The organism is Lysinibacillus sp. FJAT-14745 (assembly GCF_001275675.1).
In the GTDB taxonomy this organism is placed as follows: domain Bacteria; phylum Bacillota; class Bacilli; order Bacillales_A; family Planococcaceae; genus Lysinibacillus.
Genome location: NZ_LITM01000001.1, coordinates 59,181 through 83,048, shown reverse-complemented (window position 1 = coordinate 83,048; position 23,868 = coordinate 59,181). Strand labels below are relative to the sequence as shown.

Here is a 23,868-nt window from a genome sequence, read left to right as displayed (position 1 = left end):
ATCAGCATAGGATAGGAGGAATTTAGTTGTATTACAATCCTTATCCGTATTTTGTCTATCCTAATTATTATCCAACATGGGCATGGGCAATGGCAAATCAACCAACTACTCAACAACCATCTAGACATCTAGCTATGCCAACAAATCCAACGAATAGAAGTCCATTTCCACTTGTCAATACAAATAGGTTGAAGACTTCTGCGAAACAGATCAAGGTTATTATGCAGCAAGCACGATTACTTACGGATAAAATTGATGAATCAGAGCAATTCGCACATGATCTTATGAACGCCGCACAACAATCAAATAAAACAGAAGTTGAAAAATTAATTACGTCAACAGGCATTACTATAAAATTCGAAACGAACTATACACCAGATGGAATTCGTATAATATTTACTGAAAAGAGCTGTTGTAAGCTAACATTAAATTTGAATTGGTAAAGAGTTGGCCCTTTGAGGAGGGCACTCTTTTTTCTTTTAGCATTTTTATGAAGACTTTGAAATGTTATAAATTTTTAACCTTGTATCCCTATTGAACTTGTAAACTATAAATTAATATGCTAAAGTGTTCGTAAACGTTATTTCTGAAAATTCTTATATCGCATTTTCTTATCAAGAGAGACGGAGGGATTGGCCCTATGAAGTCTCAGCAACCAGCCTATAGGTATGGTGCTAATTCCCATTGGCAAAATTCAGCCTTAAGAGATGAGAAGACTTACTTAGTTGCTTTGCACAAGAGTCCTCTTCTTCAAGGAGGACTCTTTTTATTTTTACATTCTAATTAAAAGAAAGCAGGGAACTATTATGACAAACGAACTTTTACAAGCTATTCAACTATTGAAATCGAAAGAGTGGGTAGATTTAACACATACATTTGGTCCGAATTCTCCTCATTTCTTTATGTTTGATGATGCAAAATTTGAAACATTATTTTCGCATGATGATGGCTTCTTTGCACAGCAATTCACTTTCCCTGGGCAATACGGAACACATATCGACCCACCTATCCATTTTGTGCGAGATACACGCTATTTAGAGGAATTGGAGCTAAAAGAACTAGTGCTACCGCTAATCGTTATTGATAAATCTAAGGAATCCGAAATGAATAACGACTACACGTTAAGTGTTCAAGATATTCTTAACTTTGAAGCTCAATATGGGGAAATTGAAGCAGGTACCTTTGTTGCGCTGCGTACAGATTGGAGTAAACGTTGGCCAGATAAAGAGTCTTTTAGCAACAAAGACGCTGATGGCAATAATCATATTCCAGGTTGGGGATTAGAAGCGTTACAATTTTTATTCAACGAACGAAAAGTAAGAGCTATCGGCCACGAAACTTTTGATACGGATTCAGCAGCAGATTTTCGTAAAAATGGTAAGTTAGACGGCGAATACTTTGTGCTTGAGCAAGATACATACCAAATTGAGCTCATGACAAATTTAGATAAGCTACCTCCAAAAGGCGCTGCTATATTCAATATAGTGCCAAAGCCTGAAAAAGCATCTGGATTCCCTGTCCGTTCATTCGCAATATTACCTTAATATAACAAAAGGTCTGACTCAATAAATGTTGAATCAGACCTTTCCTTATAAATTATTTGGTGAATTCTTTCTTTTAAAAACAAAATAAACGACCAACATAATGATGATGAACAATACTATAAGATACATACTGTAGCGGGAAAAATATAACCCAACATAATGCCATTTCTCTCCAAGTACCTTCCCTAAAGTAATAAAAGTAAATGTCCATATAGTTGCTCCCGTATAAGCAAAGAAAGCAAATTTTTTATAAGGATAATTATTAATAGCTGCAATATATGCAGTAAGATGACGTACACCAGGAATAAAAAAACCTATTAATAATAATATTGGTCCAATTTTATCAAATAATTTTTTAGTAAAATCAATTTTCTGTTCAGTAATATGGATTTTCGAACCGTATTTTTGCAATAGAGGTAACCCGAATTTATAGCCTATATAGTAGCTCAAGGTAATTCCCCCGGCTGCACCTATCATTGCGCTAATTAAAGCCGGAATATGTGCAAGAGTTTCACGATATACGCTATACCCTACATATGTCAAAAATATTTCATCAGGAAGTGGCAGCCCGACAATTCCTCCTACTAGGATAAGAATGATGCCAAAATATCCATAATGTTCAATAAGAGATTGCACGTGATGCGCCATAAATCCATCCCACCTAAAGTGTAATAATTTTTATAGTTAGCTTTATCATAACTCAAAGGAGACAACATTATGAGTATTATGGATTTAATACAGTTTTCTCCATTAAATTATTTGTAGCATACGTAGAGCAAAATCAATTCCACCCTCAGCTGATTTCTTCGTTACATAGTCAGCACCTTTTTTTAATGCTTCGCTACCATTGCCCATCGCAATACCAAAGCCAACCTGCTCCAACATGTCAATATCATTATCTCCATCACCAAAAGCAAGTGCTTCCTTAGGACTCACGTCGAAATAATCTAGTACAGCTTGGACAGCAATAGATTTAGAAACATCATGTTGCAAAACATTTGTAATGTACGGATGCCATCTTTTAAATAATAAATGAGGAAATTTTAAAGTATACTTTTTCTCTATATCCTCATCACCATATAAACACATTAAATAAACCTCTTGCGCTAAAATATCCTCATTAATATCCGGAAACTCTAGCAATGATAATGTTTCTTGCATGGCATTTAATGTCTTTTCTTCTTGGACGTTATTCATTGACAATTGTTCTGTAAAAAAAGATAGACTTTGTTTATTTTCATCTGCAAAAGCTTTAACTGCCTGGACAATTTCTTTTGCAACAGGTATTTTATGTATTACTTGATCTTGATGCTTAACATATGCTCCATTAGCTGTAATAAACGTCTCTATTCCTATATTTCTTAACTCCTGGCACATTGATAAAGGTCTTCCTGTAGCAGCAACAATATGAATTCCTTTATTTTTTAATCGCTCAATAGCGTTCCTTGTACTTTCTTCAATACGACCATCTTCATAATTAACAAGCGTTCCATCTACGTCAAAAAATACAATTTTATAATTCATCGTTCGCTCCTTATCATTTTGTATATTTTCACCAAGTATATTGATTAACCATTTTTTATCATTCCCATTAATCATCACCAACACACTTTTAATTTTACATTAAGAAACATCTTTATATCAAAATTAACTATAGGTATTATCACCTATACAAACAACTTTATCATATAAAAATTAGTAGCTTTTTAATTAAACTTTTGTACGTATTTTGACAAACTAAAACGAATGTATAAATTGCTTTAACTACACCGATAAACACTAGTACGGGTACATATCAAAATTTCAAATAACTAAGAAAGTAATGAACATTTTTATTTCAATAATTCTAAAGGAGTATACCAAAGAACATAGAATTGTTAAAATAAAAGGTAACTCAAATAAATATATTGAACGATACTATCCACCGTATAAATAGAACAAAAGAAATGCAAAAATTGAGATGTAAAGGAGTTGATTCTTATGGCATTTAATATTTACTACTATGAAAGTAGTGTGGATTGCAAGTTTTGCAAAAAGCATTTTACCACATATAAAGTGCGCCCTAATCGATATAAAGTTATCGAAGAACAAACAGATTTCATGCCTGTTTACGAGGGTTTAAACCCGTTATTGTATGAAATTGCTGTTTGTCCACATTGTGGCTATGCTTACCACAAATCTATGACAAGAACATATGGACCTTTCATGCTTCTTATTGATGAGCTGTACATAAAAGAGCTTCAAAAACCAATGGATATGTGCAAGGAACGTACAATCGATGATGCCATTGTAAGCTTTAAATTAGCTTATCTTGTATCAAGAGCAGCAATGGAAGAGTCACTTCTTATGGCCAATTTCGCATTAAAAATAGCCTGGCTATATCGCTTAAAAAATGATCATGAATCGGAAATGCGCTACCTTTTTGCTGCTAGAGATTTTTACAGTAAATCTTTTGCATCCAATCAAGAGGGCGGCGAGAGAATTCAATTTTTACATGCAGAATTAAGCCTTCGACTCGGAGATATTACTGAGGCGAAAAAAGGATTCTCTCGACTAATAGCAGATCGAAATGTTTCCAATAAATATCGAAAACTAGCACGAAATCGCTGGGAAAACTATAAATATGACGAGCAACCTAACAACGCAAATGAAAATAAAAGAAGAAGTCATCAATTGAAGTAAACGAGGAGAGTTATCAACATGCAGCTATTTACTAAAAGGATTGATGTGAGAGAAGAAGATATTTTTTCAGACCTACATCATTTTTTACTGAGAAAAAATAATCGCTATTTAACGAATGATGAAGTAGTTGCATTAACTGGGGTTTCATCTGAACTACTCTATAAATGGGTAAAAGCAGGAAAATTGAAAAAATCGATTTTCCCTAATTTAGGCGTACCTTGTGAGCGCTGTGGACAAATTACTCAGACAAAAATCTGTGTTAGCTGCTCATCCATCATCGTTAGTACATTAAAACAAGAGGAAAAGGATCGTGCATGGTTCAATCAAATACAACGGAATAATCAAAGAGCTAGCACGTATCACTACAAATAAAATAACTAACATCTCTACAGTGTACTCACGCTTTGGAGATGTTTTTTCACCTGACTCCGCTCAAATAATCCAAAATAATGACATTTGACCAAATTTAAACAAAATTTAAACAAAGGCCCCTTTTACTTTAAACTTCATCACCTATAATTAGTCTTAACATATAGCGAAGGACTGATAGAAAGTGACAAAAGGTAAGAAACGTAAGGTTTTATTATCATTAAGTATTGCGTTGACAAGCTTTGCAGCGTTCAGCGGAGTATCAAATGCATCGGCAGCGGTTCCAGCGATAGAAGAACGCGTAGCTTTGGAGAACAATTTTGAAGGTAAGCAAGCTCGCACATCCAATGAAACACTTCAAGAGTGGAAAAAGTGGACAAACGATCATGCTTACAGCTTAACATCTATTCAACCTGAAGCAATTGGTCAACAAAACATTCCATCTACTAAATTTGAAGATTTAGAGATGCTAAAGCCTTTATTGCATGATAAGCGCATCGTTTTTTTAGGGGAAAGTTCACATGGCACGGCAGAATTTAGCCTAGCGAAAACACGTTTAATTCAATTTTTACACCAAGAAATGGGCTACAATGTCCTAGCTTTCGAAAGCGGTATGGGAAATGCCATGAATGCTCAAGGACAAATTGATAAACAAACAGCGGAACAAACGATGAAGAATGCTATTTATCCTGTATGGTGGTCAAAAGAAACACTGCCGTTATTTGAATATGCTAAAAAAACACAGAAAACAGATAAACCATTAAAATTGGCAGGCTTTGATATTCAACAGCAAAATGCATTTACGAACGGTGATTGGCTACAAAATAGTCAACTGGTAAAACAGTTCAGTGAAGTAGAGGAGCAACTTGCAGAATGGACCTACGGTAAGGATTTAAAGGGCTATCAAAAGGTAAAACCAAGCATTATTAATGTATATAAGCAAGTAAAAGCACAAGTACAGCTTAAAGAAAAAGAGTTAAAAGCAGCTTATCCGAGCGAACCACATATTGTAAAGCTTATGGAACGTACTTTAGCTGACCGTATCCGTTTTGCAGACGAATATGTAGAACTATCAATTCAATCCAACATTGAAGTTGAACAAAATAAATACGATTCTTATTTTAAGACAATGGAATGGCGTGACCAATCGATGATGGAAAACTTACTTTGGTTAGCAGAGGAGATTTATCCAACTGAAAAATTCATCGTCTGGGCGCATAACGACCATATTCGTAAAGCACAATCCGAAGTAATGGGTTCTCCTTTTCCGGTAAAATTGATGGGTGAACGTCTACCAGATATCTACAAGAAATATAGTTATGTGCTTGGTCTTTATATGACTGGTGGTGAAACTGCAAACAATATAGGAGAACCTATGGCCGTTTTACCATCAGTAAAAGGATCAATCGAGGATATTCTTTCATCATCAAATAAACCATACACATTTATCGACATGCGAAACCGTCAAAATGAGCGAGGAAACTCATGGATGTTTGAGCCACGTTTATCGTATAGCTGGGGAATGATTCAGGAAAGTCTTGTTCCACGAGATCAATATGATGGCCTTCTGCTGATTGATAAGGTAAGTAAGCCAAATTATATAAAGTAAAACTTTAATCAGTGGGGTTCTCTCTTCATCCCTATTAGTCTTTACCAATCGGGCTTTTACGGGCAGTCCTTCTTTGCTTTCATTGAATTTTGAGATGGAGTCTTGTACCTGATGCTTCACTTTCGGTACAGATAAATTACTGCCCGTTAATGCGGGATAAAATAATATTGTTAAAATAGCAAACTAGTTTCTACTTCTAGTTTGCTATTTTTCTTTTATATTTAAGTATCCATCGACATGTTATCCCATTCTTCACTTCGATGCCCTATCATCCAGAACAAGCCTCTTCGCCTTTCCATGACGATGCTCTCATTCATCCCGGAAGGAGCCGCTTGGTCTTTTATCCGACTATCTACACAAGCCCAATGGTATCTGTAAATCTTGTCGGCTTCATCCAATAGCTCTTCCTGACTACGCATGACAGTTTGAAGAAAAAATTGTTCAAACGTTTCACAGTTAGAAACAACTTGAATGGCATACTCACAATCACATACTTCATCAGGAAAATCGAGCTTCTCAACAAATCCAAGTGCCCAAATAAGTGTCCAATATGCCTCGTATTGCCATGAAATATTAATGGCTTCTTGTACATCTGGTTCAGAAGCTTGTAAAAAGTCTCTTTCATTGCCAGTTAGATAGTCTTCCACTTTATATGTGCGTAACATATTGATGAAAAAGTCTCGCGATTCTTCTACATTTCCACCTTGAGCCACATCACAGGCAAATTGAATAACTATTAACAAGGCTACAGCTCTTCTAGCGATGTCCTCTTGGGTTTTAAACTGACAAGCCCCAATTGGTGGGAGCTGGGGGAGTGAAGCTGTAAATGGAATAGCTCTTTCCTTTAAATAGGCTAGCGTGTTATTTTTTCTGTGCTCGCCTTCTTCTGATGTCACCTCTTGTCCCATTACCTTACGTGTACACGCATGAGGTCTGAAATTGGATGGTCCTGATTGCCCGTCAGGATAAACAATAACGATCCCTTCATCGTCTAGTAAAGTGCCATTCGGTAAAAAGCCAATCCCCCCTATACTTGATAGCAGGTTCGTAAATAATTGCATCTGTTCTTCATTTATCTCTTTTTCCGATTCGATTGCAATCACTGCATTTAAAACAGATATTTGAGTCAACACTAATTCTTTTAAATTGTCATCTTCAAAAGGAATATTGTCGTAATACCCCATCATCCCAGGAATATTATTAGCGAAGTAATCTGGGTTCGTATCTTCAGACATGACTCTAATTATTAATTTATGTTTTTTAAACAGGGCTTTGGCCTTTATTACATACTCATTGTCATTTTTATCGATCGCAAAGCCTTTTGCAAAAACATCTAAAATTTTAACTTCAATATCATCAATGTTGTTCTTAGATGCAAATATAGTGAAATAGTTCAATCTTCTCTCCCCTTTTATTCACCAACTATCTAGGCCTGCAAGCGCTTGGCTAAATAGCTGTTTATTTTTTCGTAGTATTTCGTGTTCCTTCCAATAAGCAAGCAATGGTCTCCAATTGTCTTTATCTACACCTGTTGTTGGCGTCATATCTTGCTGCATCATTTGCCATACCGCCCGTATCGCTGTAAGCCTTTCTGCTTCACTGCCGTTCAACCATTCAAATAACGTCTCTGCACTTGGCTGTGATTCTGCTAACAGCGTGGCCCAACCAGCTATTGGAAATGAAATATACGGCTTCATCCAAGCTATCGTTTTTGGATGATGAAAATGACGTAGTCGGTGTAAAGCTTCATAGGAATTAACCGTCTTTTTCTCGATATCTTGAAGAACAAGAGATAAACCTTCTTCTGCTGGTAGATAATTTGCTGTTAAATAGTCTCGAATCCGACTAGGAATAGTATTTTTGTCACTCCAGAGCGTCCTTCCCCAATCCCTTGCCTCTACCGCACAAACCTTTACTAGCACTTCACTCCATGCTTCTTTATCTGCTAGTGGCAATGATTGTTCAATTTTATTGCGGAGTGCATAATATACCTTGCTAGAATCAAACTCTGCAAATGCTTTCTGAACTTTAGTATTTGTCACTCCATGCATCGATACATATATTAATAAGGATTCCAAGTTAGACATTGCCTGGTTTAGAGTTAGCGTGAAATATTGTTCAAGCCACTTAAGCCATATTTGAGAGCTTGTTAGGCTTAAATCCAGTCCATCCTCACTACAAAACTGTCGATGCTGGCCACAATCTGCACCTATACAACCTAAAGCTGTAGCTCGTTCAGCATAGGTATTAAAACTCCCAGCAAGTAAGTCAAACTCATCTTCCTCGTGACTCCAATACCAAACGGAACCATCCTCAAACCTAATAAGAAGTGCATCACCGTTGCCAGCCGTATGAAACTGTAAGTACAATTGTTCATCTAGTTTTTCACCGTCGCCCCCGAAGTCAGGGAATTCAAGCTCTTCCAAGCTCCAACCAAAATCACCGGATGGCGTATACTCTAGTTCAATAGGAAGTAGGGCCTCGTCTGGCAAAGACCAATACATCCCCACTTGTCGCGAACAATGTAGTAATAAATTACGGAACTCAGAAGGAATACGAACGCCAAGTCGCTCCTCTACTATTGATAGCTCTTGTTCTGTAGCTACAGGCGCTATCTCAAGCGGATGCACCCAAGCTCCTTGCTGTTCAAACTGTTTTATTAATTGCGTCCATCGCTCAACCCATTTTTGCATTACGATCCCTCCGTTTTAAGAAAAATAGTCGAATAATTGGGCTTCAGTAGTACAAATACTGTTCCATCAACGATAGTCGATATGTTTCATGAAATATGCTCTCATCATATTTAGTCATGTGTTACGTTCTACTTTAAATTCATGAAAGCTCATCTTTCTTTTGTATCGTCATGAAATCATTTACTTATTAGAACAAGGCTTAATTTATGTTAAAATGCTAAGATTTTACTTCCTTCAAGGCTCAAAATATATGATAAATTACCTTACTATTTTTATTTCCTAGATCTTTTTCAGTATCATTATTTAAAGATATCTCCTTATAGAACATCTGAATGTAACTATAAGGTGATATTTTACTTATCAACAACCCTTTTCAATTTCTATCATAATTTTCGTTACATAATCCTCTTCACGATTTTTAATAACAGCGTCATAAATATATTCTTCATATACGTACTGCCCTAGTTCAAAACCTTTTTCCTGCATAACCTTAAATAATCGCTCGTAAGTTTCACCAAGTGTAGTAGCATCTCCTACATGGTATCCAACAATAAAATCTCCTTCAATCGCCTCGAAATAAGGGTGACCTTCTCGTGGGTGTGGCTGCTCTATATACAAATAACTATAATTATCATAGTTTCCGGCTAATACTTGCTCTCTTCTTGTAATTCCTCCAATAGGATAACCTGTGTCTAATTGAGAGCGATCTAATTCATCTATAAAATCTGAAACAGCCTTCGTAAACTGTTCTTCCGTCGAATTCTCGATATTTTTACTTAAATACAATGTTGCCTCTGGCAGATGCTCTATCGTAATGCTATCAAAATCAAGATGTAAGGCTTCTTTTGTTAAATCGATCTTTACATCAATAATGCTTTCAATCATCTCTAGCTCTAGACGTTTTTTCGCTACAATTTCCTTTTGCTGATACATTAAGTCTAAGAAATTTTCAGGTGATTTTTCTGCCATATATTTTTGAATATCCTTTAAAGACATACCAACCGCCTTTAATAGCTCTATCACGCTAAAAAATTCATATTGTGCAATGGAATAATAACGGTAGTCTTTACTATCCTTCATAATCGGGGATAATAAACCGATTTGATCGTAGTAAATGAGCGTTTGTTTATTAACCTTACAAATTTTAGCAAACTCACCAGTTGTAAAATATTTTACATTTTTATTAAACATTTTTAAGTTTCCCTTCTTGACTATATAGTTACTATATACATTAAATTGTAGCTATTCACAAGCAAGTATACCTCGACATACTTCATCCGCTGAAAGAAATTAAAAATAGAAAGGTTTTGACATTATGTTCACGGAAATTCGTGACATTACAGCTTTAAACAAAGAAGAAATATTGGCATTACGTATTGCAGATAATCAGCAGAATTTTATTGAAAGTACAAAGCAATGCTTAGCGGAGGCAGCAACAGATCAACGCTTTATTCCCGTTGGATTGTATAGGACAGATATTGCAGTCGGCTTCGCTATGTATGGTTTGTTCCCGCATAAGGACACTGCACAACGTGTTTGGTTAGATCGCTATTTCATTGATGAGCGTTATCAGCACAAAGGATTAGGAAAATACTTTTTACAGCAGCTTATTATTTATTTAGTAGCTAAATACAGCTGTCAAAATATATATTTAAGCGTTTATGACAACAATATAGTAGCTATTGAGCTATATAAGAAATTTGGATTCGTCTTTAACGGTGAGCTAGATGAAAATGGCGAAAAGGTGATGGTAAAGGAGGTACATACTCATGACTACCATTAATCCAATTGAAACAAAACCACTAAAGCCCTTGTTTTTATCATACTTATTTCCAGCTATGATTGGGATGTTGCTGATGTCCGTCAATATTTTAGTGGATGGTATTTTCGTTAGTCACGGAGTTGGACCAACTGCTTTAGCAGGAGTAAATATCGCCGTACCGATTTTCTCGATTTTACTATCTATTTCCCTTTGGATTGGTATGGGTGGGGCAACATTATTTTCAATTTCCCTCGGTGAGGGCAATAAAACACGAGCACATCAGCTCTTTACATTAGCATTTACAACAATGATCGTTGTCGTTATGGCATTGATTCTAATACTTCTAGTAAATCTAAAGGATATCTCCTATATATTTGGGGCAAGTGATGCTACCTTTCCTTATGTTCAAGAGTACCTACATGTTATTTTGATTTTCGGTGTGTTCTATACAATCGAAAACTTACTAAGTATTTTTATTCGAAATGATGGCAATCCAAAGCTTGCGATGCTGGGTTTAATCACTACATCTGTGTTAAACATTATTTTAAACTACATCTTTATTTTCGTGCTCCATTACGGCGTAACTGGCTGTGCCCTAGCTACAGCAATCTCCACAATAATCGGTATGTCGGTGCTTTGCCTACACTTCTTCCGAAAGCAATCCGAATTAAAATTTGTGCGTAAATTTTTCAGCCTATCTGATTTAAAGAAGATATTTGCTATTGGGCTACCAAGCTTTATCGTTGAAGCCTCCGTTGCTGTGATAGTTATTTTATATAATGTGACATTCTTACACTATTTGGGCTCAGATGGAGTGACCGCCTACGCGATGGTTAACTATATTCATACCGTACTATTAACAGTGTTCCTTGGGATCGGTATGGCACTACAGCCCCTCGTTAGTTATCACCACGGCGCGAGATTAATAGAGCGATTAACAGCGTTATTGAAAATCGGTATAGCCACTGCATTTATTCTGGGTTTAACTACTGTCATAATTGCTACGTTATTCCCTTCTCAGCTAATAGCATTGTTCGGTGATAGTACGTTTGAAATTAAAAATATGGCATCACAAGGCTTTGTATACTTTGCAATTGGGTATGTATTCCTTGGCGTGAACATGGTATTTGCGGAATTCTTCCAATCCATTGAAAAAATACGTCTTGCAACAACTATTATGTTATTGCGTAGTATTATATTATTTATCCCTGCTCTCGTACTATTGCCTAAATTCCTTGGCCCACAAGCTATTTGGTGGACATTCCCTGTCGCAGAAGGCATTACCGCATTGTTAATTTTTATATTTATGAAGAAAAAGCCACATGCAATTTTCTCAGAGGCAAGTTCCTTAAAGGCGCTATAAATAAAGCTAACCCCCTTTCAATAAATATTTGAAAGGGGATTAGCTCTTTAATTTCTATATTTCATACGATAACCAAAAGGTACCTTGAATTGAACCCTTTTGAATGTTATTCATTTAAATATTTAATGACAGCCATCTCTTTACCGAAGCGATTACCATGATCTTCAAATCCCATACTTCTATATAAATTATGTGCACCTTTATTTTCTGGATGGTAGCCTACTATAATTTTTTGCGCATTTGGCAATTTAGCTATTTCTGAAATCATTAGCTTAGTAGCAGCTTTTCCTATCCCCTTACCTTGAAAATGCTTATCTATCATAATTCGATAAATCCAATAGCCATCAAGCTCTTCTTTTATAGAATTAAACATTAAAAAACCTACTATTTTCTCTTCAAAATAAATAGCATATGGTCTTAATGTTTGCTCAAACTTTGATTGTACTATGGAAATAGCGTTTGGTTCAATATAACTTCTTTGTTCTCTTGAAATTTCTAATAGACAACACTCATACCAATTCTCTGCATTGACTTCTACAACCTTCACAGAATCTTTACCCATATCGTTTTTTCCCCTTCCGAATTCAGGGAAACGCTTTATCTTTTGTTAATTCGGCGTTATCCCCCAGTATTTAAAGATAAAAAAAGTATTGTTTGTCATAATGACCGCCTCCTTTAACAAAGATTAAATATATCACACTTTTCCATTTATTTAAAATTATTTTTAAATTCCCATTCACCGACAGCAAGATACCGCCAAATCATGGACCTATATACTAATGGCTCTTTTTTAATTCCATATATTCATCACGTAAAATACTCATAATTATTTCATCAGAATACTTACCATTCATATAAAAGGATTGCCTTAAAGTTCCTTCTTTTTTGAAGCCAACCTTTTCGTACGATTTGATTCCTCGAATATTATGAGAGTAAACTTGTAACTCTAAGCGATTAAGCTGAAGCTCCTCAAACGTAAATTTTTGAACAAGCTGAACTGCCTCTGCCCCATATCCCTTGCCACAATCTTCTATACTATGTAAAGCTATGCGAAATATTGCCTTTTTATTGTCTGAGTCTATTTCCATAATGGCTAAATCACCGATAACTTGACTATTTTCTACTAAACAAATAGCAAAATCATGGCGTGTGGAATCTTCGCTAAATCGAATCAAAGCCTCTCTAATCTGATCCTTTGTTAAAATGTTACGTGTACCCGTCATATACATAATTTCTTCATTTTGAAAACACTTGTAGATACTATCTACATCTTTTTCATTTATTGGTCTTAAAAATACACCTTGCCCTGTAATCATAAAATAACCCCTCCCTTTAACTATATTGAACACGATTTCAAATATAAAGAATATGCCTAGCTCAATTAAGAAACGTTCTAGACATAAGAAAAGCACTAACATATCCACTGCTAGTGCTTTAAAAATTACTTCGTATATACAATTTTTTTAATCGTTTCTACCGCTAAATGATACTCCATAGATAATTGTTCAATGGAAACTCCATTCGTAAACGCTTCTTTTATAGAATTATTCCTGTCCTCAATATATTTCTTTGTGCCTGAACGAGCACCCCACTCTAAATAAGTGTTTTCTATTTTAGGAATATAAATCGTTTCACCTTGAACATATTTTTGGATTTCTAATAAAAGCTCTTTTGGTAAGATAACTGAAGCCTTCTTATAAGCCATTTATGCCAACCCCTCATTTTTATTTTGAAAATAAGGTAGCAAAGCTAATTTTATAAGAAATACTTCGAGGCAAATAATCAATTATGCCTCGGCATAATTGCGTCCGGAATCGGCTTTGTGCTTAGGCCTGCGTGATGCAGGTCAGTTAGCCGTTATCGCATGGATGCGATGGTTTTAGGCTAACATCCCCTAAGAACTCCTTTCCGATTCCATGACATCCGCCGGAGGCTTCAAATTATTTCAGCAAATGTCTTTGCTGAAATAATTTGAAATTCACCCCATGCAAAGTATTGCCATATCAAAATTAGGCTTTGCATGGGCTGCTTCCGTATCTAGCAACTTAACAAAATTACTCATTTCTCTCCCCCCTAACATGTCAGCATATTCATAGTTCATCTTAGCATATGTAAATATTTTCTATAAACAAAAAAAGGAATCATACACACTTGATTCCTTTTTGAACGAAAACTTTATTCAATTTTTTTGTCCTCTTGTATTTCCATTGCCTGTTGCTGTTCATCTTCTGAAGAAGTAACTCCGAGAATATCGAGAAGGAACATGAATAACGGAATACCAATAATTAATCCCCATACACCAAGAAAATGCTCTGAGAAGAGAATGACGATGAATGTATAGAAAATTGGAAGATTTGTCTTAGCAGACATCAGCTTTGGATTTAAGAAGTATGCCTCAATAGCATGTAGTACCATAACGATCATCAAGATATAGACAATGTACATAGGACCACCGATACTGTATGCGATTATAGTTAGAGGAATCAAGGACATGATGACCCCTGCAACTGGCACCAATCCCAATATAAAGAGCATAATCCCAAGCGCAATTAAATGCGGGAAACCCATAATGTATAATGCAATAACAGATAAAATACAGTTAACAGCGGCAATAATGAACTGCGCCTCAATAACTTTACCGAAAGAACGAATGAATATCTTTGAGAAATAATGTAGTTCATCGTAGAGATGGCTCATTTTACTATCTTTAAATTTTGCTGTAAATTCTATAATACGCTTCTTCTCAAGTAAAATAAACAAGCTCAAAATTAGTGCGATGAATACATGCAGAATGATTTTACCAATATTCGTAAGGTTTTTTAGCGTGATGTCTACACCCTGCTCTAAATATTTACCCAGTTCAATTTTCTCAAAGGTTGGCGCTAAATATCTGGCAATCTCGTTATCATTTGGATTGAGACTAAAGCTGGCAATAAGATCAAAGAGCTGCGTAATTTGTTGGGTCACGATAGGCAAATACTTGTAAATAATTGCAACAATACCTCCAACAAGTAAAAGATAGAGGGTAACTGTCACAGCCTTCTCGCCCATCCGTACGTACTTTCTAATCTTTTTTGTTGTCTTCGTGGTAAGTTGATTCATCAAGTAAGTAATAATGAACGTGAGAAGAATAAGATTGATCATGCTTCGCATCATGTATAGTGCAATAGCGATCCCAGCTAGGATTAAAAAACGTTTAAATCCATTGCTTCGAAAGAAATTACTCATGTATTCACTCCTTCTACAAAACGGCTTTCCTGCCTTTACTGCCTGGGTTTCGCTATCAAATGAACAAAAACAATTAATAAATTGATGTAGAACATTACGTATCATTCTTATGTAAACACCCCCTTCATTGGATTATTATTCCCATCAATACTTAGAATAAGACTTAAATGCTTGCGCTTTATAAGTCTCATAAGAAATTAATGAATCCAAGGAGCGAAAAGAATAGAATGCCTTATCAAATTAATAACAATATTTTTGAAAGCTGTATCAGCGTTATAAGCCTTAATTCTATTAATCTATTATAACCCTTTGAGTACCATCATAGCCAATGTAAGTTCTTTTACTATAGTACTAAAATTAGATTTTTTTCTTTAATCTTAGTATGGTATTATTGGAAATATTTTAAACTAAGATTTATAGAAAGGATTGATTATGTGAAAGTTGCAAGAAACCCGAAGGACATTCATCAACCAGTTGCTCCTTATGTACATCAAATAGAAGTAACAGGACCACAGAGATGGTTAACACTATCTGGACAAATAGGAATGGAAAAAGACGGGGCTGTACCCGAAGAGCCATTAGCTCAAATGAAATTGGCATTAGAAAATATCAGAAAGAATCTTGAAAGTGCGAATATGGAAATTCAAGATTTAACGAAGATAGTCCTTTATTTGGTTGGGGAAATTAATGTAGATCAAAGAAAGCAAATAATAAATGACTTTCTTGGTAATCACCTTCCGTGTATGACATTGATGTATGTAGTTGCGCTTGCTGCTCCTGCTCTAAAAGTGGAAATCGATGCCTGGGCATGTAAGGAAATGTAAACTTATAATATGTTGAAAATAACAAGGGTGTGCTTCTAAATCTGATTTAAGTTAGATATAAAAACACCCCTTTAAATCTGAAGGGGTGTTCATAACTATAGATTTTCATTTTTAGAGCTTATTTTAGCATGCTTGTATCCATAGCCTATATAAATAACTAAACCTATTGCTAACCAAATCAAAAAGCGCACTACAGTAAATAACGGCAGACTAAAAATTAATACAATACATCCTCCAACACCTACAGTTGCTACAAGCCATAGCGCAGGTACTTTGAATACACGTGGTTGATCTGGTCGTGTATAGCGAAGAACAACAACACTAACTGTTGTTAAAGCAAAAGCAGTTAAACCGCCGATGTTAGCAAATTCCGCTAATTCTCCGATCGATAAAAATCCTGATAAGAGAATGCCTGTTACAACAACAATTAAAGTTGATAATACAGGTACTCCTGTTTTTTTATTTGTTTGTGCAATACGTTCTGGTAAAAGTCCATCTCGGCTCATTGCAAACAGCACGCGTGTCGCACTTGTTGTATTTGCAATCATCGTAGCCAGCAATCCAAAAATAACTGATACTGCAATGATAGCACCTCCCCATTGAATCCCAACAGATTCTAGTGCATATACAGTAGGATTTGGAACATCCAACTCAGGGGATGGTACAATACCTGTTAATACTAGTGCAACAATTGCATAAATAAGCGTTAGTATACTTAGCCCACCAATTAAAGCTTTTGGTATTGTTTTTTGTGGATTTTTTACTTCCTCAAGAACTGTTGTTACACCATCAAATCCGGTAAAGGCAAAGAACACTAGTGCCGCTCCCGCCATGACACCTGACCAACCAAACGGTGTAAACGGTGTCCAGTTTATAGGGTTAACGTGAAAAGCCCCAATAGCAAGGAATAAGATAATCGCGCCAACCTTTGCAGCTGTAAATAACATATTTGATCGACCCACATTTTTAATTCCACTCATTGAAATCCAAGCTACAATAAGCCAACCAGCCACAGCAGGTAGATTCACAATCCCACCATGAGCAATATCCTTTGTTAAAACTTCTGGCAAGTGAATTCCTACAGATTGTAAAAACGAATTAACGTAGCCACTCCAGCCAACTGCGACTGTACTAGAAATAACGATAAATTCCAATAATAAATCCCAACCGATTATCCAAGCAATAATTTCACCTAACGCAATATAAGAATAGGTGTAAGCACTCCCGGCAACAGGGGCCATCGCTGCGAATTCGACATAGGCTAATCCAACTGCAATTGTTACAAGACCCCCTATTAAGAATGAAACAACAACACCGGGACCCGCATGTAGAGCAGCTGTAGTTCCTGGCAGTACAAAAATACCAGCTCCTATTGTAGCCCCTAGTACATACAGCAATAATTGCAACGACCCTAGTTCACGCTTTAGTTTAAAACGTTCGACTTCAGTTATTTTATTGGCTTGCTCGATTGACTTCTTTCGTAAAAAATTAGCCATAATAACCACTCCATTTCCAACGCAAAAGGTAATAGCTTTCATTTTTATGCATTTTTATCAATAATCAGTATATTAGCTATATTTTCGAATCGAGTCAACAATTAGATTAATATAGTAATTTATCTTTTACTAGCAACAGAGTTAATAGACGCATTCTTTTATATGAAACTTTGGCAATACTATTTTTCTGGGATTCTGACTTCCCATGCGGCGACTTATTTTCTCCCAATAACGTTCCAACCTAGTCAATCAATAGTAAAGATGCTATTGTACAAGCTATAAATCTAGAAGTTAGGAGAGGGCAAAATGGATTCCTATGAAGTATCAACTTTAAAAAAGGGCCTTTTGATTTTAGATGTATTACGTCAAAAGCATTCTCTTACATTAACTGAAATTATGGAAGAATTATCGATGAATAAGACATCCGTTTTTCGCATGCTTCATACACTCGAAAAAATGAATTATGTAATTAAATATAATAAGTACTATCAATTAAACCCGCATATTTTTAGAGATGAGCACTTATATTGGCACAAAGATATCCAATGGGTATCTCTCGTAGCGCCATATCTATTAGCCCGCCAAGAAGAAATAACTACTTATATTGCTATTTTGGAAGACTGTGAGATAGTGATAAAAAATGTGATTAGGGAGCCTTTTGAACAGCCTGCTTTTCACGCAATCGATACTCGTACACCTATGCATTCAAGCGCGCTTGGAAAAGTAGTTTTAGCTCATCTGTCAGCAAAAAAACAACGTGAAATATTAAACAGTATTGAACTAAATACATTTACAACAAAGACCTTCTATGATTATGGTCTATTGATCCCTCATTTACAGGTTATTAAAGCACAAGGATATGCTGTTGATAATGAAGAAACGAATGTAGGTAAAATTTGCATTGCAGTTCCGATTTATGTGAATGAAGAAGTCATCGGTGCAATTGCTTTGCATGGCTCGACGAATCAAATTAAAAAAACTGCCATTCGGTCCTTTGTAAAAAAATTAGAAGAGGCAAGTCGGCAATTGACAGAAGAAATCAATTACTTGTTAGCATAATAAAAAATTTCAATCGGTCTTCTAATTGCAATTAATACGCTTTTATTTCTATATATGAAACTATATCTATGTATGTTGGTAAAATATTTTTTTTACTCTATTCTGATTACAGAAAAACGAGGAGGTAGAAATATGAAATTTCATACATTAAAAAAAGCAAATATTACGATTTCCGATATTGGTCTTGGAACAAATGCTGTAGGTGGCCATAACTTATATGAAAACTTAAATGAACAAGATGGGAAGGAGCTAGTCTCCGCTGCACTTGACTTAGGGATAACTCTTTTTGATACAGCAGATATCTATGGTAAAGGGCGTTCAGAAGAACTTGTTGGCGAAGTATTAAATAAATATCCAAGGGAAGATTTTGCTTTAGCGACAAAGGGAGGTAGACATTGGTTTGAGGATGGGTCAGTAAAAACAAATAATCATCCACAATATTTACGAAGCGCACTTGAAAATAGCTTAAATCGACTACAGATGGATTATGTAGACCTTTACTATTTACACTTCCCTGACAACGAAACCCCACTTGCGGAGGCGATTGGTGAATTATCACGCTTAAAAGAAGAAGGAAAAATCCGAGCAATAGGCATTTCAAACGTAACATTAGATCAACTTATAGAAGCTAATGTGCATAATGATATTTCAGTATTACAATCTCCGTACAATATGTTAAACCGTTCAGCAGAACAAGAATTATTGCCATACTGTGTAAAAGATGATATTTCATTTGTTCCATACGGTCCACTTGCATATGGCCTACTTGGTGGAAAGTATACAAAAGACTTTAAGTTAGGCACTGGAGACTGGCGAATTTCAGATCCTTTATTCCAAGGTGAATTATTTGAACAAACATTAATAAAAGTAGATGGATTAAAAGGAATTGCAGAGGAAAAGCAAACGATATTACCAAATCTAGCGCTTGCTTGGTTATTAGCTCAAGATGGCATTGATACAGTTATCCCCGGCGGAAAACATAAAAATCAAGTGGCTACCAATGTGAAAGCAACCGATATCCTATTAACAAAAGAAGAATTAATGAATATAGAAAGAATTTTAGCATAACGTAAAAATGCGAAAATGTTGTTACATCAACATTTTCGCATTTTTTTATTGAGGACGTTCTAGCGCAAATATATCTCCAATTTTTGCGTAATTTGAGCCAGCTAGTCTGCTAATTGCTTTTAATTTCCTTGGGTCAATACGACCTTCATTATAGTTTTCACGCTCAGTATTTTTCGTAGGATCAATCGAAATCAAACGACTCATCCTCCTTAATCAAGTGCACGCACTTCAATCGGAATTAATGTTCTTTCTAATTGTTCACGTTGCTGTTCGTATTGAGCTGGTAACATTAATTGACTACCCATTGTCTCAGGTGTTTCATCATGAGCGAATCCAGGTGGATCTGTCGCAATTTCAAATAAAATCTCACCAGGTTCACGGAAATAAATCGCATTAAAATAATTACGATCTTTCACTTCGGTTACATGTTGTCCATGATTCATTACATACTCTTGCCATTCTAGGTGATCCGCATTATCCTGAGCTCTCCAAGCAATATGATGAACTGTTCCGACTCCCATTTGACCATGCATACCTGGAACTACTTTTAGATCCACTGTATTGCCAATATCTGCGCTGGATTTGTAACGAGTATACTCGCCTTCCGTTGTTAGTTTTTCAAGTCCCATGACTTCAGTTAAGACTTTTGCTGTTTCTTCTGGATGACTTGAAAACAGTGTTGCACCACCAAACCCTTTAATCGCAACCTCAGGAGTTACTTCACCAAATGTCCATTCATTCAATTCGCCTTCTGCACGTGCAACTAATTCGATATGAAGTCCGTGTGGATCATCAAATTGTATGACTTGTTCACCAAAACGTTCAGCTTTTTGAAATGGAATAGCAAATTTCGCAAGGCGATTAATCCAAAAAGATAGTGCTCCCTCTGGTACAACATAAGTAGTTACACCAACTTGACCATCACCGATGCGACCTTGATAAGCATTTGCCCATGGGAAGAATGTAATAATAGTGCCTGGTTTACCACCTTTGTTACCAAAGTAAAGATGATATGTGCCTGGATCATCAAAATTTACCGTCTGTTTAACTAAACGAAGACCTAATACACCCGCATAAAAATCAATATTTTCTTGTGGATGCCCTACAATGGCTGTGATATGGTGAATACCCGCAGTATGTTTTTTCATGTTAACAAGCCCCTTCATGACTAAATGTATTTTCTCACCTGTACTTTACCCAATACCGTTCTATCTCAATCTTTGACCATGATTAACGAATTGTATATAAAGCTTTTGACCAAGGAATTAATTGGTCTAACATTTGATTAACAGAATCTGTTTGCATCGCTTTTGGTTTAAAATCAGTGCCATTTTCAAAATCTGTGAATAGTGACAATGCTGGATGTATACGGACATCTGCAATTAAAAGCTCACCCATAATACCACGTAAATGTTCAGCTGCACGTGCACCACCTACAGAACCATACGATACAATACCTGCAGCTTTGTTATTCCATTCTTCACGTAAATAATCTAGTGCATTTTTTAGGGCACCTGTAATAGAGTGATTGTACTCTTGTACGATAAATACAAATCCATCTTGTTTTGCAATAATCTCTGACCAACCTCGAGCACCTGAAGCATCTTGCCCTGGTTCACCTAATAAAGGTAATTTGTAATCCGCAATATCAATAATTGTATAATTAGCATCTCCTCGTTGATCTGCGATTTCTTTTACCCATTGTGCTACTTGTGGACTTACACGACCTTCACGTGTTGATCCGATAATAATTCCGATATTTAATTGTGCCATTGTTTTTTCCTCCTCTTTTTTTGAAGTGAAAAATTTATTTAAAAAACCCATTATGATTACCTCCTTATGATGAAAAGTAAAACTTTACTTTCTACACGGATTAAAAGGTTCGAATTCATTTATCTAGAATTCGGTTATCTTGAATTCGAGATAATAATAACACGATGGTTTTATTTACGTCAACATGTTTGTTTAATGTTTTAAAAAAAGCAGAGATGTTATCATAAAAACATCTCTGCTTTGCTTATAGAAAAAGAAAAAATATAAAATAATGCGTATCAATAAAAAAGGGTTGATTTTCACTCCGAGTTGGCGCTTTCCGCGGGCTTGGCTTTAACTTCTTTCAGCGGGTGTCCTAGTTATTTATGATTATAGCTTCTACTTCACAACCCCCAAAACAAAGCCATCATATCCTTTACTACCAACTGTTTGAATGGCTGTAGCATCTATCCGTGATTCCTCAGATAATAAATCTATAAATTGACGAATCCCTTGAATATTTAAATCCTCACTGTCGTCAATGACTTGTCCTTGCCGAACTACATTATCCCCAATAATAACTGTCCCTGCTTTAGAAAGTTCTATCGCCCATTTCAAATAATGGGGATTGTTTTGTTTATCTGCATCGATAAAGATAAAATCAAAATAAGCAAAGCCCTTTTCTTTTAGGGTCGGTAATATTTCCAGTGCGGGTCCCACCATTACTTTAATTTTCTTTTCTAAACCGGCTCTTTTTATGTTTTCTTCAGCTACTTTTGCATGCTTTATATCAAATTCCAGTGTTATTAAATGTCCATCATCGGGTAATGCTCTCCCTAGCCAAATGCTACTGTATCCGCCAAGGGTTCCAATTTCTAAAATGTTTTTTGCTCCCTTCATCTTTGCAAGTAAGTACAGCAGCTTACCTTGATTTGGCGCAACATCAATAGCAGGCAAATCCGCTTCTAAATTCGCTTTTAATACTGAATCCATAATATCATCAGAAGTATGAAGTTTAGTGCTAAAATAATGATCTATTTCATTCCATTTTTCAGATGTTTTCATATTTCTTCACCTCGAAATTATATTAGTTTTTAGAATTACTTTGTGCTTTCTATTACGCTTCATCAGTGCCCATCGAGAAAAGACCATTCCAAGAAAAGCGAAAAGTACACAGACAATCCCTATTCCAATTCCGTTCAATACTTGTCCTATCATGATTCCGAGAACACCAACTATTTTTCCTATTTGAAAGACAAATCCATTAAAGGCCATATATGCACCTCGACGGGAATCATCTACAATTTCTGCTAGCAAGGATTGCCTTGTAGGTACATACATTAATTCACCGATTGAAAGCACCACAACACCAATAAACAAAAGCGTTAAATTATTTGAGAAGGCAAGAATTGAATAGCCTAATCCGAATAATAAAAATCCAACATACATAACCTTTTGAACGGATTTTCCTTTAAGCCATTTTGTGAAGACTACTGTAAAAAATACAATTATCAACGTATTCTCCACTGTTAATAGACTTAAAAGCTTTACCCCATCCAGTGTAATATTTATATTACCCAACAATGTCACAGCCCGTTTAGGAAATTCCTCTTCCAATCTTATTGCGATAAAATTGTTACGTTGAAATTCAATTGAAAGAATAGCAATACCTCCGAGCGTAAATAACACAAAAGGCACATTGGTAATAACAGTTCGATAGCTTTGTATAATAGATTTTATGCCATAGGAATTTTCACTTCCTTTTTCCTCAACTGCTGTGACATTGAAAGTTTCTTGAATCAACACCTTCGTCATCCACAACGTTACAAGGGAAATAATCAGTAATGAGATTAACAGTTGAAAAAAGTGCGTTTGGAAAAACCAACCGCCAATAATTAATCCGAGCATAATGGATAAATTTACAGCCCAGTAATTGATGGAGTACATTAAAGCCCTGTTTTCTTTTGTGCTGACATCAATCAGCATTGCTTCAGCAGCAGGATTAATAAAGCCAGTAGAAATACTCATTACCAACAGCATTAAAAAAGTTAACCAAGCAGATGTAAAGACCGGTGAATTGGCAACAATCATCCCTGCAAATGCTAGGACTTTCATCCATTCCCCAATGACCATCATTTTTTTCCTGCCTACTGAGTCAGCCAAGTAACCCCCATATAAACTTGCGATAAATTGAACAATCAATTGGATGAAAAGAAGAATTCCTGCATAGACAGCATTCAGCTCTTTTGCAAAATAAATAGCCATGAAAGGAAAAACCATTGAACCGACAACTCGACTCAAAAAAGATGTGTAGATTCTTATTTGAATATTACGATGTAAATTTTTGAACATTACTTCCACCCCCACCTCATTATGCTTTGTTCAAAAGTGGAAAAAAAGGGTATAATCCAATCATAAA

The 23,868-nt window shown here is 35.7% G+C and carries 25 protein-coding genes and 1 riboswitch; of the genes, 10 read left to right on the top strand and 15 right to left on the bottom strand.

What is annotated here, in order from left to right; translation table 11 throughout:
* Positions 1–26 precede the first annotated feature (26 nt).
* Together AMS59_RS00415 and AMS59_RS00410 are read left to right on the top strand one after the other, a co-directional pair.
* Positions 27–443, top strand: coding sequence for a hypothetical protein (locus AMS59_RS00415; protein WP_053481799.1), 417 nt, complete (start codon positions 27–29; stop codon positions 441–443).
* Between the two features lie 165 nt (positions 444–608).
* A riboswitch (SAM riboswitch) is annotated at positions 609–714 on the top strand.
* 92 nt (positions 715–806) lie between these two features.
* Entirely contained in the window at positions 807–1,544 is a 738-nt protein-coding gene (locus AMS59_RS00410; protein WP_053481798.1) for a cyclase family protein, read from the top strand.
* Positions 1,545–1,589: 45 nt separating this feature from the next.
* Here the strand turns inward: AMS59_RS00410 and AMS59_RS00405 are convergent, their stop codons facing one another.
* Positions 1,590–2,192, bottom strand: coding sequence for a DedA family protein (locus tag AMS59_RS00405; RefSeq protein ID WP_053481797.1), 603 nt, complete (start codon positions 2,190–2,192; stop codon positions 1,590–1,592).
* 102 nt (positions 2,193–2,294) lie between these two features.
* Entirely contained in the window at positions 2,295–3,068 is a 774-nt protein-coding gene (locus tag AMS59_RS00400) for a Cof-type HAD-IIB family hydrolase (protein WP_053481980.1), read from the bottom strand.
* Between the two features lie 456 nt (positions 3,069–3,524).
* On the opposite strand from AMS59_RS00400, the gene AMS59_RS00395 reads away from it, so the two are divergent.
* The 3 genes from AMS59_RS00395 (at position 3,525) to AMS59_RS00385 (ending at position 6,204) form a co-directional block, all read left to right on the top strand.
* Positions 3,525–4,226, top strand: a complete 702-nt coding sequence (locus tag AMS59_RS00395) for a DUF2225 domain-containing protein (protein ID WP_053481796.1) — start codon at positions 3,525–3,527, stop codon at positions 4,224–4,226.
* 18 nt (positions 4,227–4,244) lie between these two features.
* Positions 4,245–4,598, top strand: coding sequence for a hypothetical protein (locus AMS59_RS00390; protein WP_053481795.1), 354 nt, complete (start codon positions 4,245–4,247; stop codon positions 4,596–4,598).
* Positions 4,599–4,779: 181 nt separating this feature from the next.
* The gene (locus AMS59_RS00385) at positions 4,780–6,204 is read left to right on the top strand and encodes an erythromycin esterase family protein (RefSeq protein ID WP_053481794.1); all 1,425 of its coding nucleotides are present in this window, start codon (positions 4,780–4,782) and stop codon (positions 6,202–6,204) included.
* 221 nt (positions 6,205–6,425) lie between these two features.
* Here AMS59_RS00385 and AMS59_RS00380 read toward each other — a convergent pair whose 3' ends face one another.
* From AMS59_RS00380 to AMS59_RS00370, 3 genes are all read right to left on the bottom strand, one after another.
* A complete protein-coding gene (locus AMS59_RS00380) occupies positions 6,426–7,601 on the bottom strand; it encodes a DUF4272 domain-containing protein (protein ID WP_053481793.1) in 1,176 nt (391 codons plus the stop codon).
* Positions 7,602–7,619: 18 nt separating this feature from the next.
* Positions 7,620–8,897 (bottom strand): SMI1/KNR4 family protein, encoded by a 1,278-nt coding sequence (locus tag AMS59_RS00375; RefSeq protein WP_053481792.1) that lies wholly within the window; start codon positions 8,895–8,897, stop codon positions 7,620–7,622.
* 360 nt (positions 8,898–9,257) lie between these two features.
* Complete coding sequence (locus tag AMS59_RS00370) at positions 9,258–10,088, bottom strand: MerR family transcriptional regulator (RefSeq protein ID WP_053481791.1); 831 nt, start codon at positions 10,086–10,088, stop codon at positions 9,258–9,260.
* A 124-nt stretch (positions 10,089–10,212) separates the two neighbouring features.
* On the opposite strand from AMS59_RS00370, the gene AMS59_RS00365 reads away from it, so the two are divergent.
* Both AMS59_RS00365 and AMS59_RS00360 read left to right on the top strand, forming a co-directional pair.
* Positions 10,213–10,680, top strand: a complete 468-nt coding sequence (locus AMS59_RS00365) for a GNAT family N-acetyltransferase (protein ID WP_053481790.1) — start codon at positions 10,213–10,215, stop codon at positions 10,678–10,680.
* Positions 10,667–12,022 (top strand): MATE family efflux transporter, encoded by a 1,356-nt coding sequence (locus tag AMS59_RS00360; RefSeq protein WP_053481789.1) that lies wholly within the window; start codon positions 10,667–10,669, stop codon positions 12,020–12,022. Before AMS59_RS00365 ends, AMS59_RS00360 begins: the two co-directional genes overlap by 14 nt.
* Before the next feature lie 106 nt (positions 12,023–12,128).
* Here AMS59_RS00360 and AMS59_RS00355 read toward each other — a convergent pair whose 3' ends face one another.
* The 4 genes from AMS59_RS00355 to AMS59_RS00340 form a co-directional block, all read right to left on the bottom strand.
* The gene (locus AMS59_RS00355; RefSeq protein ID WP_053481788.1) at positions 12,129–12,584 is read right to left on the bottom strand and encodes a GNAT family N-acetyltransferase; all 456 of its coding nucleotides are present in this window, start codon (positions 12,582–12,584) and stop codon (positions 12,129–12,131) included.
* Positions 12,585–12,798: 214 nt separating this feature from the next.
* Positions 12,799–13,338 carry a GNAT family N-acetyltransferase gene (locus tag AMS59_RS00350; protein ID WP_053481787.1) on the bottom strand — a complete coding sequence of 180 codons (540 nt, stop codon included), beginning with the start codon at positions 13,336–13,338 and terminating at the stop codon, positions 12,799–12,801.
* A 125-nt stretch (positions 13,339–13,463) separates the two neighbouring features.
* Positions 13,464–13,727 (bottom strand): CD3324 family protein, encoded by a 264-nt coding sequence (locus AMS59_RS00345; protein WP_053481786.1) that lies wholly within the window; start codon positions 13,725–13,727, stop codon positions 13,464–13,466.
* 470 nt (positions 13,728–14,197) lie between these two features.
* Positions 14,198–15,250 (bottom strand): AI-2E family transporter, encoded by a 1,053-nt coding sequence (locus AMS59_RS00340; protein WP_053481979.1) that lies wholly within the window; start codon positions 15,248–15,250, stop codon positions 14,198–14,200.
* A gap of 434 nt (positions 15,251–15,684) precedes the next feature.
* Between AMS59_RS00340 and AMS59_RS00335 the strand changes: the two genes are divergently transcribed.
* Positions 15,685–16,074, top strand: a complete 390-nt coding sequence (locus tag AMS59_RS00335; RefSeq protein ID WP_053481785.1) for a RidA family protein — start codon at positions 15,685–15,687, stop codon at positions 16,072–16,074.
* Positions 16,075–16,169: 95 nt separating this feature from the next.
* Here AMS59_RS00335 and AMS59_RS00330 read toward each other — a convergent pair whose 3' ends face one another.
* Entirely contained in the window at positions 16,170–17,570 is a 1,401-nt protein-coding gene (locus tag AMS59_RS00330) for an amino acid permease (RefSeq protein WP_053481784.1), read from the bottom strand.
* 306 nt (positions 17,571–17,876) lie between these two features.
* Between AMS59_RS00330 and AMS59_RS00325 the strand changes: the two genes are divergently transcribed.
* A complete protein-coding gene (locus AMS59_RS00325; protein ID WP_053481783.1) occupies positions 17,877–18,629 on the top strand; it encodes an IclR family transcriptional regulator in 753 nt (250 codons plus the stop codon).
* Between the two features lie 132 nt (positions 18,630–18,761).
* Entirely contained in the window at positions 18,762–19,697 is a 936-nt protein-coding gene (locus tag AMS59_RS00320; RefSeq protein WP_053481782.1) for an aldo/keto reductase, read from the top strand.
* Between the two features lie 45 nt (positions 19,698–19,742).
* On the opposite strand, the gene AMS59_RS24695 is transcribed toward AMS59_RS00320, so the two are convergent.
* From AMS59_RS24695 to AMS59_RS00300, 5 genes are all read right to left on the bottom strand, one after another.
* Positions 19,743–19,892 (bottom strand): hypothetical protein, encoded by a 150-nt coding sequence (locus tag AMS59_RS24695; protein WP_369814288.1) that lies wholly within the window; start codon positions 19,890–19,892, stop codon positions 19,743–19,745.
* Between the two features lie 14 nt (positions 19,893–19,906).
* On the bottom strand, positions 19,907–20,845 hold the full coding sequence (locus tag AMS59_RS00315; protein WP_053481781.1) for a ring-cleaving dioxygenase: 939 nt from the start codon (positions 20,843–20,845) through the stop codon (positions 19,907–19,909).
* A gap of 82 nt (positions 20,846–20,927) precedes the next feature.
* The gene (locus AMS59_RS00310; RefSeq protein ID WP_053481780.1) at positions 20,928–21,521 is read right to left on the bottom strand and encodes an NADPH-dependent FMN reductase; all 594 of its coding nucleotides are present in this window, start codon (positions 21,519–21,521) and stop codon (positions 20,928–20,930) included.
* Between the two features lie 327 nt (positions 21,522–21,848).
* On the bottom strand, positions 21,849–22,514 hold the full coding sequence (locus tag AMS59_RS00305; RefSeq protein WP_053481779.1) for an O-methyltransferase: 666 nt from the start codon (positions 22,512–22,514) through the stop codon (positions 21,849–21,851).
* Between the two features lie 6 nt (positions 22,515–22,520).
* Positions 22,521–23,801: an MFS transporter gene (locus AMS59_RS00300; RefSeq protein WP_053481778.1), complete on the bottom strand. Its 1,281-nt coding sequence runs from the start codon at positions 23,799–23,801 to the stop codon at positions 22,521–22,523.
* Positions 23,802–23,868 lie beyond the last annotated feature (67 nt).

What these genes read in the sequence shown, in the direction of transcription:
- AMS59_RS00340 (WP_053481979.1), bottom strand. Translation starts at nt 15,250, where the DNA reads ATGAGTAATTTCTTTCGAAGCAATGGATTTAAACGTTTTTTAATCCTA.
- AMS59_RS00310 (WP_053481780.1), bottom strand. Translation starts at nt 21,521, where the DNA reads ATGGGTTTTTTAAATAAATTTTTCACTTCAAAAAAAGAGGAGGAAAAA.
- AMS59_RS00325 (WP_053481783.1), top strand. Translation starts at nt 17,877, where the DNA reads ATGGATTCCTATGAAGTATCAACTTTAAAAAAGGGCCTTTTGATTTTA.
- AMS59_RS00370 (WP_053481791.1), bottom strand. Translation starts at nt 10,088, where the DNA reads ATGTTTAATAAAAATGTAAAATATTTTACAACTGGTGAGTTTGCTAAA.
- AMS59_RS00410 (WP_053481798.1), top strand. Translation starts at nt 807, where the DNA reads ATGACAAACGAACTTTTACAAGCTATTCAACTATTGAAATCGAAAGAG.
- AMS59_RS00365 (WP_053481790.1), top strand. Translation starts at nt 10,213, where the DNA reads ATGTTCACGGAAATTCGTGACATTACAGCTTTAAACAAAGAAGAAATA.
- AMS59_RS00395 (WP_053481796.1), top strand. Translation starts at nt 3,525, where the DNA reads ATGGCATTTAATATTTACTACTATGAAAGTAGTGTGGATTGCAAGTTT.
- AMS59_RS00355 (WP_053481788.1), bottom strand. Translation starts at nt 12,584, where the DNA reads ATGGGTAAAGATTCTGTGAAGGTTGTAGAAGTCAATGCAGAGAATTGG.
- AMS59_RS00350 (WP_053481787.1), bottom strand. Translation starts at nt 13,338, where the DNA reads ATGATTACAGGGCAAGGTGTATTTTTAAGACCAATAAATGAAAAAGAT.
- AMS59_RS00300 (WP_053481778.1), bottom strand. Translation starts at nt 23,801, where the DNA reads ATGTTCAAAAATTTACATCGTAATATTCAAATAAGAATCTACACATCT.
- AMS59_RS00375 (WP_053481792.1), bottom strand. Translation starts at nt 8,897, where the DNA reads ATGCAAAAATGGGTTGAGCGATGGACGCAATTAATAAAACAGTTTGAA.
- AMS59_RS00400 (WP_053481980.1), bottom strand. Translation starts at nt 3,068, where the DNA reads ATGAATTATAAAATTGTATTTTTTGACGTAGATGGAACGCTTGTTAAT.
- AMS59_RS00405 (WP_053481797.1), bottom strand. Translation starts at nt 2,192, where the DNA reads ATGGCGCATCACGTGCAATCTCTTATTGAACATTATGGATATTTTGGC.
- AMS59_RS00330 (WP_053481784.1), bottom strand. Translation starts at nt 17,570, where the DNA reads ATGGCTAATTTTTTACGAAAGAAGTCAATCGAGCAAGCCAATAAAATA.
- AMS59_RS00390 (WP_053481795.1), top strand. Translation starts at nt 4,245, where the DNA reads ATGCAGCTATTTACTAAAAGGATTGATGTGAGAGAAGAAGATATTTTT.
- AMS59_RS00320 (WP_053481782.1), top strand. Translation starts at nt 18,762, where the DNA reads ATGAAATTTCATACATTAAAAAAAGCAAATATTACGATTTCCGATATT.
- AMS59_RS00305 (WP_053481779.1), bottom strand. Translation starts at nt 22,514, where the DNA reads ATGAAAACATCTGAAAAATGGAATGAAATAGATCATTATTTTAGCACT.
- AMS59_RS00315 (WP_053481781.1), bottom strand. Translation starts at nt 20,845, where the DNA reads ATGAAAAAACATACTGCGGGTATTCACCATATCACAGCCATTGTAGGG.
- AMS59_RS00345 (WP_053481786.1), bottom strand. Translation starts at nt 13,727, where the DNA reads ATGGCTTATAAGAAGGCTTCAGTTATCTTACCAAAAGAGCTTTTATTA.
- AMS59_RS00360 (WP_053481789.1), top strand. Translation starts at nt 10,667, where the DNA reads ATGACTACCATTAATCCAATTGAAACAAAACCACTAAAGCCCTTGTTT.